The sequence below is a fragment of the Streptomyces sp. NPDC028991 genome, assembly GCF_055564775.1.
Genome location: NZ_JBVHVP010000005.1, coordinates 31,831 through 48,858 on the forward strand (window position 1 = coordinate 31,831; position 17,028 = coordinate 48,858).

16 protein-coding genes are annotated in these 17,028 nt (G+C 71.6%); 9 read left to right on the forward strand and 7 right to left on the reverse strand.

The window, feature by feature from the left end; all coding sequences use genetic code 11:
• The first annotated feature begins 15 nt into the window (after positions 1–15).
• Positions 16–780 carry an endonuclease/exonuclease/phosphatase family protein gene (locus tag ACZ4V1_RS12795; RefSeq protein WP_468333654.1) on the forward strand — a complete coding sequence of 255 codons (765 nt, stop codon included), beginning with the start codon at positions 16–18 and terminating at the stop codon, positions 778–780.
• A gap of 20 nt (positions 781–800) precedes the next feature.
• Here the strand turns inward: ACZ4V1_RS12795 and ACZ4V1_RS12800 are convergent, their stop codons facing one another.
• Positions 801–1,475 carry a hypothetical protein gene (locus ACZ4V1_RS12800; RefSeq protein ID WP_468333657.1) on the reverse strand — a complete coding sequence of 225 codons (675 nt, stop codon included), beginning with the start codon at positions 1,473–1,475 and terminating at the stop codon, positions 801–803.
• Complete coding sequence (locus ACZ4V1_RS12805; RefSeq protein WP_468333660.1) at positions 1,468–2,271, reverse strand: alpha/beta hydrolase; 804 nt, start codon at positions 2,269–2,271, stop codon at positions 1,468–1,470. The genes ACZ4V1_RS12800 and ACZ4V1_RS12805 overlap by 8 nt, the downstream gene beginning before the upstream one ends.
• Positions 2,272–2,509: 238 nt before the next feature.
• On the opposite strand from ACZ4V1_RS12805, the gene ACZ4V1_RS12810 reads away from it, so the two are divergent.
• The 5 genes from ACZ4V1_RS12810 (at position 2,510) to ACZ4V1_RS12830 (ending at position 7,520) form a co-directional block, all read left to right on the forward strand.
• Positions 2,510–3,298 carry a lysophospholipid acyltransferase family protein gene (locus tag ACZ4V1_RS12810; RefSeq protein ID WP_468334801.1) on the forward strand — a complete coding sequence of 263 codons (789 nt, stop codon included), beginning with the start codon at positions 2,510–2,512 and terminating at the stop codon, positions 3,296–3,298.
• A gap of 47 nt (positions 3,299–3,345) precedes the next feature.
• Positions 3,346–4,584, forward strand: coding sequence for a MacS family sensor histidine kinase (gene macS / locus ACZ4V1_RS12815; RefSeq protein ID WP_468333663.1), 1,239 nt, complete (start codon positions 3,346–3,348; stop codon positions 4,582–4,584).
• Positions 4,581–5,258 carry a response regulator gene (locus ACZ4V1_RS12820; protein ID WP_468333666.1) on the forward strand — a complete coding sequence of 226 codons (678 nt, stop codon included), beginning with the start codon at positions 4,581–4,583 and terminating at the stop codon, positions 5,256–5,258. Before macS ends, ACZ4V1_RS12820 begins: the two co-directional genes overlap by 4 nt.
• Positions 5,259–5,310: 52 nt before the next feature.
• Positions 5,311–6,339: a 6-phosphofructokinase gene (locus ACZ4V1_RS12825; protein WP_468333669.1), complete on the forward strand. Its 1,029-nt coding sequence runs from the start codon at positions 5,311–5,313 to the stop codon at positions 6,337–6,339.
• 185 nt (positions 6,340–6,524) lie between these two features.
• Positions 6,525–7,520, forward strand: coding sequence for a 2-hydroxyacid dehydrogenase (locus ACZ4V1_RS12830; RefSeq protein ID WP_468333672.1), 996 nt, complete (start codon positions 6,525–6,527; stop codon positions 7,518–7,520).
• Here the strand turns inward: ACZ4V1_RS12830 and ACZ4V1_RS12835 are convergent.
• The 3 genes from ACZ4V1_RS12835 to ACZ4V1_RS12845 all read right to left on the reverse strand — a co-directional run bounded on the left by ACZ4V1_RS12835 (position 7,472) and on the right by ACZ4V1_RS12845 (position 12,572).
• Positions 7,472–9,448 carry an anthranilate synthase family protein gene (locus tag ACZ4V1_RS12835; RefSeq protein WP_468333675.1) on the reverse strand — a complete coding sequence of 659 codons (1,977 nt, stop codon included), beginning with the start codon at positions 9,446–9,448 and terminating at the stop codon, positions 7,472–7,474. The genes ACZ4V1_RS12830 and ACZ4V1_RS12835 overlap by 49 nt on opposite strands.
• 117 nt (positions 9,449–9,565) lie before the next feature.
• A complete protein-coding gene (locus ACZ4V1_RS12840; protein ID WP_468333678.1) occupies positions 9,566–9,664 on the reverse strand; it encodes a trp operon leader peptide in 99 nt (32 codons plus the stop codon).
• A gap of 70 nt (positions 9,665–9,734) precedes the next feature.
• The gene (locus tag ACZ4V1_RS12845; RefSeq protein WP_468333681.1) at positions 9,735–12,572 is read right to left on the reverse strand and encodes an N-acetylmuramoyl-L-alanine amidase; all 2,838 of its coding nucleotides are present in this window, start codon (positions 12,570–12,572) and stop codon (positions 9,735–9,737) included.
• 164 nt (positions 12,573–12,736) lie between these two features.
• Between ACZ4V1_RS12845 and ACZ4V1_RS12850 the strand changes: the two genes are divergently transcribed.
• A complete protein-coding gene (locus ACZ4V1_RS12850; protein ID WP_403553219.1) occupies positions 12,737–14,089 on the forward strand; it encodes a class II 3-deoxy-7-phosphoheptulonate synthase in 1,353 nt (450 codons plus the stop codon).
• 182 nt (positions 14,090–14,271) lie between these two features.
• Positions 14,272–14,505, forward strand: coding sequence for a (2Fe-2S)-binding protein (locus ACZ4V1_RS12855; RefSeq protein WP_468333684.1), 234 nt, complete (start codon positions 14,272–14,274; stop codon positions 14,503–14,505).
• Here ACZ4V1_RS12855 and bfr read toward each other — a convergent pair whose 3' ends face one another.
• Positions 14,506–15,009, reverse strand: a complete 504-nt coding sequence (gene bfr / locus ACZ4V1_RS12860) for a bacterioferritin (RefSeq protein ID WP_468333687.1) — start codon at positions 15,007–15,009, stop codon at positions 14,506–14,508.
• A 191-nt stretch (positions 15,010–15,200) separates the two neighbouring features.
• Between bfr and ACZ4V1_RS12865 the strand changes: the two genes are divergently transcribed.
• On the forward strand, positions 15,201–15,848 hold the full coding sequence (locus ACZ4V1_RS12865; protein WP_468333690.1) for a sulfite oxidase-like oxidoreductase: 648 nt from the start codon (positions 15,201–15,203) through the stop codon (positions 15,846–15,848).
• Between the two features lie 22 nt (positions 15,849–15,870).
• Here ACZ4V1_RS12865 and ACZ4V1_RS12870 read toward each other — a convergent pair whose 3' ends face one another.
• On the reverse strand, positions 15,871–16,752 hold the full coding sequence (locus ACZ4V1_RS12870; protein WP_468333693.1) for a deoxyribonuclease IV: 882 nt from the start codon (positions 16,750–16,752) through the stop codon (positions 15,871–15,873).
• Between the last annotated feature and the right edge of the window lie 276 nt (positions 16,753–17,028).

Below are 17,028 nucleotides of genomic sequence, written 5' to 3' on the forward strand. Positions count from 1 at the left end.
CCGTAAATTGACGGCATGGCAACGTCGCTCCAACCGCTCCCCAACTCCCGCACCGAGCCCGATGGTTCCGCCGTCATCCGGGTCCTCAGCTACAACATCCGCTCGATGCGCGACGACACCGACGCCCTCTCCCGCGTGATCGCGGCCTGCGCCCCGGACCTCGTCCTCGTGCAGGAGGCGCCCCGGTTCTTCCGCTGGCGCAAGAAGCTCACCCGTCTCGCCGCCGCGTCCGGGCTGGTCCTCCTCTCCGGGGGCGGCACCGCCGCCGGGCCCGCGCTGCTGTGCTCCCTGCGCGCCACCGTCGAGCGCACCGAGGACGTGCTGCTCCCGCTCACCCCCGGCCGCCACCGCCGGGGCCTCGCCACCGCCGTCGTCCGTATCGGCGGGGCCCGCCTCGGCGTCCTGAGCTGCCACCTGTCACTGGAGGCGGAAGAGCGGTACGAGCAGGCCGGCCTGCTCGTCGACCGGCTCGCCGGCCTGGGCGTGACCCACGCGGTGGCCGGCGGGGACCTGAACGAGCGCCCCGGCGGCCGCACCTTCCGACGGCTCGGCGACGGACTGCGGGACTGCTGGACGGCCACGCCCTGGGGCGGCGAGTACACCTTCCCCGCCACCCGCCCCGACCGGCGCATCGACGGGGTCTTCGTCACGGAGGGCATCGAGGTACTGGGCTGCGGGGTGCCGCTGGGGCTCCCCGGCGTGGCCGAGGACGACCTGCGGGCGGCCACGGACCACCTGCCGGTCCTGACCGCCCTGCGCGTACCCGCGTCCGCGAGCTGATCCGGACTGCCGGACGGGCCCTAGACCACCGCGCCCCGCCCCGGGTCGTCGTCGTCCTCGTCGCCCGTCCGCATCCGCATGACCAGCGTGGCGAAGCCGCCGAGGAAGCCGCCGACGCTGAGGGTCTGCAGCCACCAGGTCATGTCCCAGCCGAGCACCACCGCCAGCAGGAGCAGCACCGGACCGCCGAGCACGCCCAGCCAGGCGAACTTCGCGGTGGTGTCGCTCTCGGGGACCGGGGGCGGCTCGGGCGGCACGAAGTGGCCCTCGTCGTCCTCGCCGAGATCGCCGTCCTCGCCGAGATCGCCGTCCGAGGGTTCGGCGAGGGTGTGGTCGCGCGGGCCGACGCCGGGGGCGAACGCCACGGAGCCGCCCAGGGGCCGGGCCGAGGCCGTCCGGTCCGCGTCGGGCTTGTCGTCGTTGGTTTCCGGCTCCAGGAGCGCCAGATCCTCCACCGACTTGAACGGCTTCGCGCCCGGCGGGTCCGGCGGCTCGTCCCCGTACCCGGCGACGATCGCCGCCCAGGCGGCGTCCTCGTCGAGGCGCACGCCCTCTTCCTCGGGCCCGCGGTCGGCCGCGTGCTCCCGTCCCCCGAGGTGCTCCCGTCCTTCGCGGTGCTCCCGCTCCAAGTCTCGGTCCAGCTCCCGCTCCTCGCGCCCCTCGCGATCCTCACGGTCGGAGTCGTGCTCAGCCACCTGCGGCCGTCCCTTCCTTGCCGAGACCGGGCTCCGGCTCCCCCACGGAACCGGGCGCGAGCCGGCCGATGAACGCGACGCTCTCCGCGAAGATCCGGTCCGCATCGTGGTCCAACGTCGCCACGTGGTAGCTCTGTTCCAGCAGGATCTCCGTCACATCCGTCGACGACACCCGGCCGAGGACGCGCACCGAGTCGGCCGGCGGCACCACGTGGTCCTGTGGACTGCGCAGCAACAGCAGCGGCTGCGTCACCTGCGGCAGGTCGCCGTCGGCGAGACGGAAGAACGTGCGCAGCGAGTGCGCCGCGTGCAGCGGCACCTTGTCGTACCCCAGCTCCGTGCTCAGCGGCTTGGCGATGTCGCTGGCGATGCCCTTCGTCGCGGGCAGCAGATGGCGCAGGACCGGCAGGGCGTGCTGGGCCACGCCGTGCATGCGGTTCGCCGGGTTGACGACCATGACACCCGACACCGCGTCCCCGTGCTTGGCGGCGAGCCGCAGGGCCAGGGCGCCGCCCATCGACAGCCCGGCCACGAAGACACGCGTGCAGCGCTCGCGCAGGGCGCGCAGCTCGCGGTCCACCTCCGCGTACCAGTCCTGCCAGCCGGTGACCTGCATGTCCTGCCAGCGTGTGCCGTGCCCGGGCAGCAACGGCAGCGCGACGGTCAGACCGCGCTCGGCGAGGTGCTGGGCCCAGGGGCGCAGCGACTGCGGGGAACCGGTGAAGCCGTGGCAGAGCAGGACGCCGACCTCACCGCCCTCGTGGCGGAACGGCTCGGCTCCGGGCAGGACCGGCACGTCTCGGTCTCCTGTCGTCAGGGGGCCGGCACAGCCGGCACGTCGGGTGCGGTACATGCGGGTGCGGTACTTGCGGGTGCGGTACTTGCGGGTGCGGTACTTGCGGGTGCGGTACTTGCGGGTACTTCACCGTACGCGACCGCACTGACACCGACCAGGGCCGTCGGGACCATTGACGGTGCCCCGGGATAGGGTCTGACCCACAGACACAGGAGGCACTCGCTTGTTGTACGGCGCGATGAAGGTCACCGTCGGGGGTTCGCTGAAGCTCGCCTTCCGGCCCTGGGTGGAAGGCCTGGAGCACATCCCGGCCGACGGCCCGGCCATTCTGGCGAGCAACCACCTGTCGTTCTCCGACTCGTTCTTCCTGCCCGCCGTCCTCGACCGCAAGGTGACCTTCATCGCCAAGGCCGAGTACTTCAACACGCCGGGGGTCAAGGGCCGGCTGACCGCCGCCTTCTTCAAAGGGGTCGGCCAGCTGCCGGTGGACCGCTCCGGGGCACGCGGCGCCGGCGAGGCCGCCATCAAGAGCGGCATAGAGGTACTGGAGCGCGGCGAGCTGTTCGGTATCTACCCGGAAGGCACCCGCTCCCCGGACGGACGGCTCTACCGGGGCAAGCCGGGCGGCCTCGCACGCGTGGCGCTCGCCACCGGCGCGCCCGTCGTCCCGGTCGCCATGATCGACACCGAGAAGATCCAGCCGCCCGGCAAGGTGATGCCGAAGCTGATGCGGCCCGGCATCCGCATCGGCAAGCCCCTCGACTTCACCCGCTACCAGGGCATGGAGCACGACCGCTTCGTGCTCCGCGCGGTGACCGACGAGGTCATGTACGAGATCATGAAGCTCTCCGGCCAGGAGTACGTCGACATGTACGCGACCGCCATGAAGCGGCAGCTGGCGGAGGCGGCGAAGGCCGAGAAGGAGGCGGGCAAGGCCGCGAAGGCCGCGCTCGCCCAGGCGGAGAGGGAACAGGCGGCCAAGGAGAAGGCGGCGGCCGAGCAGGACCGGTCAGCCGGCGACCGCTAGCCGCCGGACGGACAGCGGAACGTACGGGCGGCCGGGGACGGGGGGACATGGCCAGGCGCGAGAGAGTCATGAGGATGTCGGTCGAGCAGCCGCTGTGGCGCGCGCTCGCCGGCTACCGCGTGCTCACCATGCTGTACGCGATCGGCTTCTTCACCACCGCCTACTCCGGCTTCCACCGCCCCTGGCTCGCCGTCGCCTACTACGCCGTCCTCTTCGTCTGGACGCTGGCGACCCTGCCCAAGGTCTCGGGCGCGGCGAGCTGCACCAAGCGGTTCCTCGCCGCCGACCTCACCATCGCGCTGACCGGCATCCTGCTCACGCCGTTCGCCGACGCGCACGAACGGGTCATGGACGGCGGCCCGACCCTGCCGTCGATATGGACCGCCGGTTCCGTCCTGGCCTTCGCCATCAAGGGCGGCTGGCGCTGGGCGGCCGTCGCCTCCACCCTCGTCGCCGTCGCCAACCTGGTCGAACGCGGCAGCCCCGCCCGCGACACCGTCCACAACGTCATCCTCGTCTGGGTCGCCTCCATCGCCATCGGCTACGTCGTCGAGGTCGCCCGCGCCTCCGAGCGCACCCTCGCCCGCGCCCTGGAGATCGAGGCGGCGACCAGGGAGCGGGAGCGGCTCGCCCGGGACATCCACGACAGCGTGCTCCAGGTACTGGCGATGGTGCAGCGGCGCGGCGCCGTCATCGGCGGCGAGGCGGCCGAACTGGGCCGGATGGCCGGCGAGCAGGAGGTCGCGCTGCGCACCCTGGTCTCCGGGGGCCTGGTGCCCGTCTCCCGCGTGTCGGAGGACGCCGCCGAAGGCGCGGTCGTACGGGCGGTGGAGGAGCCGGAGCGGGACGATCCGGACGGTCCCGTCGACCTGCGCGCCCTGCTCGCCCCGTACGCCGGCTCCCTGGTGAACCTCGCCGAGCCGGGCGCGCCGGTCCTGCTGGCCCCCCTCGCGGCCCGGGAACTCGCGGCGGCCGTGGGAGCCGCCCTGGACAACGTACGCAAGCACGCCGGTGAGCACGCGCGCGCGTGGATCCTGGTCGAGGACGAGCCGGACGAGGTGATCGTCACCGTCCGCGACGAGGGGCCCGGCATCCCGGAGGGACGGCTCGCCGAGGCCGAGGGCGAGGGACGCCTCGGCGTGGCCCTGTCGATCCGGGGCCGGCTGCGCGAGCTCGGCGGCACGGCCGAGCTGATCTCGGTGCCCGGTCAGGGCACGGAGGTCGAACTGAAGGCACCGAAGAAGACCGGCAGCACCACCGCACGGCGGAAGGCAGCGGAGCGATGACCGAACGACGGGGACCGATCAGGGTCATGGTGGTCGACGACCACCCGATGTGGCGCGACGCCGTCGCCCGGGACCTGGCCGAGTCCGGCTTCGACGTGGTCGCCACCGCCGGCGACGGCGACCAGGCGGTACGCCGCGCCCGGGCCGCCGCGCCCGACGTCCTCGTGCTCGACCTCAACCTGCCCGGCAAGCCCGGCGTCCAGGTCTGCAAGGAGGTCGTCGGCGCCGACCCGAAGCTGCGCGTCCTCGTCCTCTCCGCGAGCGGGGAGCACGCCGACGTGCTGGAGGCGGTGAAGTCCGGCGCGACCGGATACCTGCTGAAGTCGGCCTCCACCGAGGAGTTGCAGGACGCGGTGCGCCGCACGGCCCTCGGCGACCCGGTCTTCACCCCGGGACTGGCCGGGCTGGTCCTCGGCGAGTACCGCCGCCTCGCCTCCGAACCGGCCCCGGCCGCGGAGACCGGTGAGCCCGGGGCGCCCCGGCTCACCGACCGCGAGACCGAGGTGCTCCGCCTGGTCGCCAAGGGCCTCAGCTACAAGCAGATCGCCGAACGCCTCGTCATCTCCCACCGCACCGTGCAGAACCACGTCCAGAACACCCTGGGCAAGCTCCAGTTGCACAACCGCGTGGAACTCGTGCGGTACGCGATAGAACGCGGCCTCGACGACGAGTGAGTGACGCGCGACACTGACCCTTCGTCGGGTATCCGCGGCGAAGGGATGTTCCATGCGCGTCGGAGTACTGACCGGAGGCGGCGACTGCCCCGGGCTCAACGCCGTCATCCGGGCCATCGTCCGCAAGGGCGTGCAGGAGTACGGCTACGACTTCACCGGCTTCCGGGACGGCTGGCGCGGTCCGCTGGAGGGCGACACCGTCCGTCTCGACATCCCGGCCGTCCGCGGCATCCTGCCCCGCGGCGGCACCATCCTCGGCTCCTCGCGCACCAATCCGCTCCAGCACGAGCACGGCATCCGGCGCATCAAGGAGAACCTCGCGGGACTCGACGTCGAGGCGCTCATCACCATCGGCGGCGAGGACACGCTCGGAGTCGCCACCCGGCTCGCGGACGAGTACGGCGTGCCGTGCGTCGGCGTGCCCAAGACCATCGACAACGACCTGTCCGCCACCGACTACACCTTCGGCTTCGACACGGCGGTGGGCATCGCCACCGAGGCCATCGACCGGCTGCACACCACCGCCGAGTCGCACATGCGCGTGCTGGTCGTCGAGGTCATGGGCCGGCACGCCGGCTGGATCGCCCTCCACTCCGGCCTGGCCGGCGGCGCCAACGTCATCCTCATCCCCGAGCAGCGCTTCGACACCGAGCAGGTCTGCGCCTGGGTGACCTCGCGGTTCCGGGCGTCGTACGCCCCGATCGTGGTGGTCGCCGAGGGGGCGATGCCGCGCGACGGCGACATGGTGCTCAAGGACCGGTCGCTGGACTCGTACGGGCACGTCCGGCTGTCCGGGGTGGGCGAGTGGCTGGCGAAGGAGATCGAGAAGCGCACCGGCAATGAGGCCCGCACCACCGTCCTCGGCCACGTCCAGCGCGGGGGCACGCCCAGCGCCTTCGACCGCTGGCTCGCCACCCGCTTCGGCCTGCACGCCGTCGACTGCGTCCGCGACGGCGACTTCGGCAAGATGGTCGCACTGCGCGGTACGGACATCGTCCGCGTCCCCATCGCCGACGCCACGGCCCGGCTGAAGACGGTCGACCCGAAGCTGTACGAGGAGGTCGGAGTCTTCTTCGGCTGACCCCTGACCCCTGACCCCTGACCCCTGGCCCTGACCCCTGACCCTGGCCCCTGACCCCTGCCCCTCTGAACCCCCTGATCCGTGGCCGCGGGCTCCTGACTCCTGGTCCGCGGGCGCCGCTGACCGGCGGCTCCGGCTCCGGCGCCGTATATTCGGCCCCGGAGCCCAGCAGAACGGGAGCGGTCATGGAGATCCTGGCCTTCGGCGTCCAGGCCGACGAGAAGCCCCTGATCGAGCAGGCCTTCCACGGCCACGACGAGATCCGCTGCCTCGACGTCTTCCTCAACGAGGACACCGCCCCCATCGCGGCCGGCCACGAGATCGTCTCCACCTCCGTCAACGCCGACCTCGGCGCCGGCGTCCTGGAGATCCTCGCGGCCGGCGGCACCCGGATGGTGGCCCAGCGCTCCACCGGCTTCAACAACATCGACCTCGACACCGCCGAGCGGCTCGGACTGACCGTCGCCCGGGTCTCGTACTACTCGCCCTACTCGGTCGCCGAGTTCGCGTGGACCCTCGCCATGGCCGTCAACCGGCGGGTCGTGCGCGCCTCCACCCGCACCCGGGACTTCGACTTCCGCCTGCACGGACTGATGGGCCGGGACATGCACGGCCGCACCGCCGGCGTCCTCGGCACCGGCAAGATCGGCGAGGCGTTCACCCGCATCGCCCACGGCTTCGGCATGCGGCTGCTCGGCTGGGACGTCGCCGAGAACCCCGCCTGCATGGAACTCGGCATGCGCTACGTCCCCAAGGACGAACTGCTCGCCCAGTCCGACCTGGTCACCCTGCACCTCCCGCTGATGGCCGAGACCCGGCACCTGATCGACGCGGCCGCCCTGAAGTCGATGCGGGGCGACGCCATCCTGGTCAACTCCAGCCGCGGCGGGCTGATCGACACCGCCGCGCTCGTCGGCGAGCTGCGCGCGGGACGCTTCAGCGGTGTGGGCCTGGACGTGTACGAGGCGGAGGCGGGCCTGTTCTTCCTCGACAAGTCCCTGGAGGCCATCGCCGACGACACCCTGGCCCGCCTCGTCACCTTCCCGAACGTCCTGGTCACCTCGCACCAGGCGTACTACACCGAGGACGCCGTCGGCCAGATCGTCGACGCCACGGCACGCAACGTCCTCGACTACCTCGAGGGCCGCCGCTCGGAGAACGTGCTCGTACCGCGCAGCTGACCGACCAGCTCCCGCACGATCGCCGCGCCGTTCAGCGACAGCACGGACTCGGGGTGGAACTGGATGCCGGCGAAGCCCGGCCCCCGCAGGGCGTGCACCTCGCCGCCCGCCGAGCGGCTCACCTCGACGCCGTGCGCGGCCAGTTCACCGGCCGTCTCGTCGTCGCAGCGCGCGGTGAAGCTGTTGTAGAAGCCGACGGTCTCGCGCCGCCCGAACAGGTCGATCTCCGTCTGCGCCCCCTGGTACGGCACCTCCTTGCGGACGATGTCCAGTCCCAGCTCCGCCGAGATCAGCTCGTGTCCGAGGCAGACGCCGAGGACGCCGTGCCGGTTCACGGGGGTCTCCCCGTGCGAGCGAGGCCGAGTGTGGGGGAGGATCACCTCGGCGGTCAGGGCGCGCAGGAAGCGCATCTTGGGATCGGCGGGGTCGGACGGATCACCGGGACCGGGCCCCAGCACCACCGGACCCTCGTGTCCGAGCACCGTCTCCCGCAGCCCCGGCTCGTCGTACCGCCGCACGCTCACGGTGAGCCCCGACGAGCGCAGCACGTGCGCGAGCATCGCCGTGAAGGTGTCCTCCGCGTCGACGACCAGGGCGTGGCCCGCGAGCGCGTCCGACGGCTCCTGCATCCGCAGCCAGAACGGCGCCAGCGAGGCCCGGCGCCCGTCCAGCGCCGCCCGCACCCGCGGATCGGCGGCCAGGTTCGGCCGCCCGGTCTCCGCGCGCGGCCGGGACGGACGTACGCCCAGCGCCGCCAGTACCCCGGCCGCCTTGGCGTGGGTCTCCGCGACCTCGCCCGCCGGGTCCGAGCCCCGCACCAGCGTGGCGCCGACCGGCACCCGCAGCCGCCCGGCGGCGTCGATGTCGGCGGTGCGGATGAGGATGGGGGAGTCGAGGGTCTGGGCGCCGCCGGAGTCCCTGCCGAGCAGGGCCAGTGCCCCCGCGTAGTAGCCGCGCCCCCCGGCCTCGTGCCGCTCGATCACCCGGCAGGCGTTCTGCACCGGCGAGCCGGTGACCGTCGCCGCGAACATCGTCTCCTTCAGTACCTCCCGCACGTCCAGCGAGGAACGGCCGCGCAGTTCGTACTCGGTGTGCGCGAGGTGCGCCATCTCCTTCAGCCGCGGCCCGACGACCACGCCGCCCATGTCGCCGACGGTGCACATCATCTTGAGCTCCTCGTCGACCACCATCGACAGCTCCTCGATCTCCTTGCCGTCGGCGAGGAAGCTGAGCAGGTGCTCGGGGGTCGGTCCGCCGGCGGGGTAGCGGTACGTCCCGCTGATCGGGTTCATGACGACCGTGCCGCCCGCCCGTCTCCCGCCACCGCCCGCAGCCGAGAGCGCTTCGCGCCCGCTCCTCCCGCCGGACATCCGCACGTGCACCTCGGGGCTGGCCCCGACCAGGGTGCGGTCCCCGGTGTGCACCACGAACGTCCAGTACGCGCCCCGCTCGCCCTCCAGCAGCCGCCGGAACAGCGCCAGCGCGTCGGCCCTCCCGAACCCGGGGATCCGCCCCTCGTACGTCCGCCGGATCACGAAGTTGGCGCCCTCGCCGCCCCCGATCTCCTCGTCCAGCACGCGTCCGACGATCTTGGCGTACTCGTCGTCGTCCACGTCGAAGCCGCCGTCCTCGACGCGGACGTCGTGCGCGGGGAGCCGGTCGAGGGCCTCGGTGAGCGGGATGTCGTACCGCTCCTCGGGGGTCAGCACCAGCAGCGGTGTGCCGTCGTCGCGGACGTCGAAGCCGCGCTCGCGGATCTGCCGGAAGGGGACGAGTGCCAGCCCCTCGTCGGGCAGGCCGGCGAGTCTGTCGTGCTCGGTCACCGGGCCGAGCAGCAGTTCCACGGTGTCGTGAGCGCGGCCCGGGGTGCGGCGGCGGAGCAGGGCGAACGGGCGGGGGTCGGCCAGGAGGCCGTCGAGCGTTGTCATGGGTCGTGTCCCTCTCGGTCTCTCGTCGAGACTCTCGGTGGGAGGAACGGTCCCGGTCGCGAAAACACCGAAGGCCGCCCCTCGGGCGGCCTTCGCGAAGTATTTCGTTACGCGCAGTCAGTGGGCCGCCGGATGAGCGGTCCACCACCAGTTCTGGATCGAGTGCGCGAACATGCCGCCGACCTTAACGCATCCGCCCGCGGCACCGCAGCACATCCCTGGATGAGGGACGGCCGCGGCCCCGCGGGCGGGGTGGAGCGTCACGAAGGGCCGGCGCCGGACGGCGTCAGACGATCATGCCGTACGTGTTCCAGCCGCCGCCGATCCGGGTGCGGCCCTTGAAGGGCGCCGAGGCGCTGCCGGTGCCCTGGTAGTACCAGAGCACGCCGTCCTTGTCGCGGGCGACCAGGTCCGGCACCCCGTCGCGGTTCAGGTCGCTCGGGCCGTTCAGCTCGTCGTAGACGTACCAGCCGCCGCCGATCCTGCTCCGGCTCTCGAACGGCGCGGAGGAGTCGCCGGTGCCCTTGTAGAGCCACAGGACGCCGCTCTTGTCGCGGGCGACCAGGTCCGGCCTGCCGTCACCCGTGAGGTCGCCGGTGTCGGCAAGCGCGTTGTACACGTACCAGCCGCCGCCGATCCTGCTCCGGCTCTCGAAGGGCGCGGAGGAGTCGCCGGTGCCCTTGTAGAGCCACAGGACGCCGCTCTTGTCGCGGGCGACCAGGTCCGGCCTGCCGTCACCCGTGAGGTCCCGGGCGCCGGTGATGGTGTCGTAGACGTACCAGCCGCCGCCGACCCGGGTGCGCTTGCGGAACGGCTCCGTCAGGTCGCCGCTGCCCTTGTAGTACCAGAGCACCCCGCTCTTGTCGCGGGCCACCGCGTCGCCGGTGCCGTCCGCGCGCAGCGCCGTCAGCGTGGTCACCGCGTTGTAGGTGTTCCAGCCGCCGCCGATGCGGAAGCGGCCGAAGAACGGGGCGGACGCGCTGCCGGTCCCCTGGTACTGCCACAGCACACCCGAGGAGTCCCGGCCGAGGATGTCGTAGCGGTCGGTGCCCGGGTCCGGCGCGGTGCCCTGGACCACCTGGACGTCCGAGGCGCGGACCCAGGCCAGCCGGTGGTTGTAGCGGATCGGGTGGAAGACCGTGTCACCCACGACCACCGTGCGGGAGCCCTCGCCCGAGCCGTCGATGTTGCCGCTGTTGTAGTACGAGCCGTTGATGGCCGACCCGGCCAGCGCGTACTTCTGCCCGGCGAGGACGCCGTACTTGGTCAGCGACGCGGTGTTCTCGTCCTGGACGTCCACTCCGGTGCCCGCGTAGGCGCTGTCCTCGGGGTAGGTGCGCCCGTACACCGGGACCGTGCCGGCGCCCGACTTGGGCGTGATCACGTCCGGGGTGCCGACGGCGGTGGCGAACTGGCCGCCCCGGTTGTAGAACCAGGCCTTCTTGCCGCCGTACCAGATGGCGGTCCAGTCCTGCCGCGCCTCGGCGACCACGTACTCGCCGCCCGCGACGACCTTGTTGGCCCAGTTCCAGCCCTCGGTCCAGGTCTGGCTGCCCAGGTACGGGTCGGTGAGGGTGGCCGAGCCGGTGGTCGGCGAGGAGTACAGGTACGTGAAGTTCGCGGGCTGCTTGGCGACCGCGGACCCGCCGTTGGTGAGCTTCGGCTGGTTCGCCGTGGTGAACGGCGGCACGACCCGGACGACCTGACCGGCCTTGTACGGGCCGCCGGGGCCCTCGGCGCCGGTGGGGGCGCCCAGCAGGTCCATGTAGTGGTTCCAGTCCCAGAACGGACCCGGGTCCCAGTGCTGGGCCCTGACCTTGGAGTCCAGGACGCCCGGCACCTCGTCGTGGCCGATGATGTGCTCACGGTCCAGCGGGATGTCGTACTTGCCGGCCAGGTGCTTGACCAGGGCGGCCGAGGACTCGTACTGCGGCTCGGTGTACCAGCTGCCGTCCTTGATCGCGTAGCCCTCGTGCTCGATACCGATCGAGTGCATGTTGAGGCTCTTGTTGCCCGCGTGCCACGCCTCGTTCTTGTTCTCGACCATCTGGGTGACCAGGCCGTCGGAGGCGCGGATCAGGTAGTGCGCGCTGGCGTACGTGCGGGAGTTCTGGAAGACGCCCAGGGCGCTCTCGTAGCTGCCCTCGGTGTCGTGCAGCAGGATGGAGTTGATCTCGTGGCCGGCCTCGGGGCGGCTCGCGATGCTGTAGTTGCCCCAGTCGTCCAGGCTGCCGCTGTTCTGCTTGAACGCGGCGGGGCGGAAGTCGCAGTTCAGGCCGGTCGGGCAGTCGGGGGTCGCGGCGGCCTCGGCGGTGTAGGCCCCCGCGAGGTCGAAGTCGGTGCCCCGGTCGGGCTTCACCGCCGGGTCGGCCGGCAGCGTGAGGTACTGGCCGTCGACGGTGAGGCGGCGCTCACCGGTCTTGATCGACTCGAACACGCGCTTGGCGAAGAGCTCCGCGCCCTTGTGGTCGGTGGCCTGGCTGGCCCGGGCCACGGCCGGATACCAGGCGCCGGGGTCCTCCGGCAGCGAGCCGGTGGCGTCCTCCTGGTACTTGGCGAGCAGGGCGGCGCCCGCCCGGATGCTCTCCCCGGCGTCGCTCCGCACCTCCTCGGAGGAGGCGTCGATCAGCTCGGCCGCCTCGTCCAGGGTGTGCAGCCGCGGGTCGCTCGTGTCGACGGGCTTCCCGCGCAGACTCGCGAGCGCCTTCTCGGCGTCGAAGTTCTTCTCGATGGCCGGGTCACCGCTGCGGTTCATGTGCTCGAGCTGGTGCTCGCGCTCGTCGGCGTCGCCGTCCCCGAGGTTCTCCGGGTCGACGTCCGTGAGCCCCATGACGTTGTACGCGCCGGTGGTACTCGGCAGTCCGTCGTGGTCCTCCCAGCGCGTCTGCCGGTAGGAGACCGCCATCAGCACGCTCTGCGGGACGTCGAACTCCTCCGCGGCCTCCTCGAACTCGGCCTGCAGCCGGACGTCCGGGGCGGCGGAAGCCTTGGCGTCCTCCGAGCCGAGCAGCCCCGGCGAGGCCAGGGCCAGCGTGCCGGCCGTGGTGGCGGCGGCCACCACCGAGGCGACACCGTAGACGAGCAGTCTCTTCTTCTTGCGGTCTCTGCGATGATCCGCGCTCAAGTCCCACCCCTGGTATGCGCTCGGTGTGTATGTGAGATGTCCGTGATTCAAACTGCAAAGGGGCGTGAGGCTACCAACGCCGGTCCCGTGGTCCGCACGGGGGGTGCCGTCTCACCTGTCGAACCACGCGAAAACCGCGTGACACGACCCCGTAGTGTTAAGGGGTGACCGTGAACGCTAAGACCGGCCCGAGCGCCGGCAACACCTGGCGAGACCTGCCCGCGGCGCAGCAGCCCGAGTACCCCGACACCGAGGCTCTGCGCGCAGTGATCGCGGACCTCGAGTCGTATCCGCCGCTCGTCTTCGCGGGCGAGTGCGACCAGCTGCGCGCCCGGATGGCGGCCGTCGCCAAGGGAGAGGCGTTCCTCCTCCAGGGCGGCGACTGCGCCGAAGCCTTCGACGCGGTGTCCGCGGACCACATCCGCAACAAGCTGAAGACGCTGCTCCAGATGGGCGCCGTGCTCACGTACGCCGCCTCCGTGCCCGTGGTGAAGGTCGGCCGGATCGCCGGCCAGTACTCCAAGCCGCGCTCCAAGCCCACCGAGACCCGCGACGGCGTGACGCTGCCGACCTACCGCGGCGACTCCGTCAACGGCTTCGACTTCACCGAAGCGGCCCGGATCCCGGACCCCGAGCGGCTCAAGCGCATGTACCACGCGTCGGCGTCCACGCTGAACCTGGTGCGCGCCTTCACCACCGGCGGCTACGCCGACCTGCGCCAGGTGCACGCCTGGAACCAGGACTTCGTGAAGTCGTCGCCCTCCGGCCAGCGCTACGAGCAGCTCGCCCGGGAGATCGACCAGGCGCTGAACTTCATGCACGCCTGCGGCACGGACCCGGAGGAGTTCAAGACCGTCGAGTTCTTCTCCTCGCACGAGGCGCTGCTGCTCGACTACGAGTCGGCGCTCACCCGCGTCGACTCGCGCACCGGGCAGCTGTACGACGTCTCCGGTCACATGGTGTGGATCGGTGAGCGCACCCGGCAGCTGGACCACGCGCACATCGAGTTCGCCTCGCGGATCCGCAACCCGATCGGCATCAAGCTCGGCCCGACGACGACGGCCGAGGAGGCGCTCCAGTACATCGAGCGCCTGGACCCCGAGCGCGAGCCCGGCCGGCTGACCTTCATCGTCCGCATGGGCGCGGACAAGGTCCGCGACAAGCTCCCCGAGCTGGTCGAGAAGGTCACCGCCTCCGGCGCCACCGTCGCCTGGATCACCGACCCGATGCACGGCAACACCTACGAGGCGGCCTCCGGCCACAAGACCCGGCGCTTCGACGACGTGCTCGACGAGGTCAAGGGCTTCTTCGAGGTCCACAAGTCGCTGGGCACCCACCCGGGCGGCATCCACGTGGAGCTGACCGGTGACGACGTCACCGAGTGCGTGGGCGGCGGTGACGAGATCTTCGTCGACGACCTGCACCAGCGCTATGAGACGGCCTGCGACCCGCGGCTCAACCGCAGCCAGTCGCTCGACCTGGCGTTCCTGGTCGCGGAGATGTACCGGGACCAGTGACGGCCCGCCCGTCGGACGGCGTCGGACGGGCGGCAGGGGCACGGAATGGGGCGCGGGTCACACACGATCCGCGCCCCCTCCACTTTTGCCGACCTCGCGCGATGGGTAAGGTTAGGTTTGCCTCACCGACCAGTCGGGCCCTCCGGTCGTCGGTACGGCACGACCTTGTACCCCCTCGGGAGGTGAACCGCGTGTTCGTCTGCAGCTGCTTCGGTGTCACCGAGGAACAGGTGAAGAGCCACGCGGAAGCCGGTGCCTGCACGCCCCGGCAGATCGCCTCCGCCTGCAAGGCCGGCACCGACTGCGGCGGCTGCGTACGCCGCATCCAGGCCCTGCTCGGCCGCGGCGCCTGCCCCCGCCGGCAACTGGCCGACCAGGGTGAACCGGTCCTCGCCGAGTTCCCGGAAGCGGCCTGACTACAGCGAGCCGGGGCCGGACGCGTCCGGCTGGGACTGCTCGATGACCGTGGACAGGTAGAGCGACTCGCCCAGCTTCTCGATCAGCTCGAGCTGGGTGTCCAGGTAGTCGATGTGGTGCTCCTCGTCGGCGAGGATCGCCTCGAAGACGTTGGCCGACGTGATGTCGTTCTTGGCCCGCATCACCTCGACGCCCCGGCGCAGCCGGTCGATCGCCTCGACCTCGACCTCCCGGTCCGCCTGGAACATCTCGGTCACGCTCTGGCCGACCCGCACGTGGAAGAGCCGCTGGTAGTTCGGCAGGCCGTCCAGGAGCAGGATGCGGTCGGTGAGCACCTCGGCGTGGCGCATCTCGTCGAAGGACTCCGCGCGCGTGTACTTCGCGAGCTTGGTCCAGCCCTTGTGGTCCTGCAGCTTCGCGTGCAGGAAGTACTGGTTGATCGCCGTGAGCTCGGCGGTCAGCTGCTCATTGAGGAACTCGATGACCTCGGGGTCGCCCTGCATCGCTTGACGCTCCTTCGAACGGGAACTGGCGTGTTGCGCCGCATGATTGCACCGGCATCGAAGATCGTCCAGTAAGTCTCGACTTAGTAAGTAAGTGCAGGCTTAGTCGAGCTTGTAAGGTTCGCCCCTGTTTGCCCGATTGTAAGTGGGGCGGGTCAGGGGCATCGGTCCGGGTCTGTCAGGATGGAGGCATGGGTCAGCCGGCGGGACACGAATCGGGAGAAGGCGGTTCGGAAGGAGCGTCGCGGTCCGAGCTCCCACCGGGGCAGCGACTACAGCGCGGCTGGCCGGTCACGCACTACGGGCCGGTCCCCAAGTTCCGCCCCGAGCGCTGGGAGTTCCGGGTCTTCGGCGCCACCGCCGACGGCGAGAAGCACGGCTGGACCCACGGCGAGTTCACCGCTCTGCCGTACACCACGGTCGTCGCCGACCTGCACTGCGTCACGAAGTTCAGCATGCTCGGCTCCGAGTGGGGCGGCGTTCCGGCCGCCACGATCCTGGACCTCGCCCCGCCCGCGCCGGCCGTCACCCATGTGATGGTGTGGGCGGAGTACGGATTCAGCTCCAACCTGCGGCTGTCCGACTTCGCCGCCGAGCGCACCCTCTTCGCCACCCACAAGGACGGCGAGCTGCTCACCGCGGAACACGGCTTCCCGCTCCGGCTGGTCGTCCCGCACCTGTACGCCTGGAAGGGCCCGAAGTGGGTCCGCGGCATCGAGTACATGACCGCCGACCGCCGCGGCTTCTGGGAGGAGCGCGGCTACCACAACATCGGCGACCCGTGGCAGGAGCAGCGCTACTCCTACCAGGAGGAGCCCGGGGACGGCCCCGGGCTCTGACCCGCCGTACGGCCCCTCGGGGTCAGCCGTCGCGCAGCTTCTTCAGCCGCTCCACGTCCGCCGCGTGCCCCTCCTTGCCGCCAGGCGTCTCGATCACCAGCGGCACGCCCTCGGTCGCGGGGTGCGTCATCAGCGCCCGGAACGGGTCCTCGCCGATGTGACCGGCGCCGATGTTCTCGTGCCGGTCCTTGTGCGCCCCGGCCACGTCCTTGGAGTCGTTGGCGTGGATCAGCCTCAGCCGGCCCTCGCCGACCGTGTCCACCAGCAGATCCAGCGTCCGGTGCATGCCCGACGGGCCGGTCAGGTCGTGCCCCGCCGCGAAGATGTGGCAGGTGTCCAGGCAGACGCCGAGCTTCGGGTGGGCGTCCAGCGCCTCGAAGTACGGCCCGAAGTCCCAGGTCCGCGAGCACAGGGAGGAGCCCTGGCCGGCGGTCGACTCCAGCAGCAGGTACGGGTCGTCGTCGTGGGTGAGCTCGTCGAGCAGCGGAAGCATGTACTCCCGTACCTGCTTCAGCGCCACCGCCCGCTCCCGGCCGCCGGTCGCGCTGCCGGTGTGCACGACCACGCCGAGGGCCCCGATCGCCCGCCCGCGCCGCAGCGAGTGCCGCAGCGAGTCCACCGACCGCTCCACCGTCGCCTCGGTGTGCGAGCCGAAGTTGATCAGATACGGAGCGTGCACGTACGCGGGGAGGGACCCGGCCGCGCAGGCCTCCCGGAAGGCCTCGTCCTGCTTCGGGCTGCCGGCCGGCGTGGCCCAGCCGCGCGGGTTGGCGACGAAGACCTGCACGGCCTCCGCCTTCAGCTCACGGGCATAGGACAGGCCCACGGAGTGCAGGCCGCCGGCCACCGGGACGTGGCCGCCGACGGGGTTGCGCGGCATACGGGGGGAAGGTGTGGTGTTCATGTCCGGACCAAGGATGCCAGGACGTGTGGGCGGACCCCGGATCAGGGTACGACCGCACCAGCGCACCGGTGCCGCCGGTGTAGCGGTGCCCGCCGCCCGGGGAGCCCGTCAGCTTCGGTCCGCTGCCGAGGGTCACCGTGACGGTGGCGTGCGGGTCGTCCCCGAGCCGTCCGCCCATGGCCGACGTCACCACGTGGGCGCAGGTCAGAACGTAGCGGGGCGGGACGATGACCCCTCCGCCGGCCGGGTTCCCGGCGGGGCAGGGCAAGAGCCCTT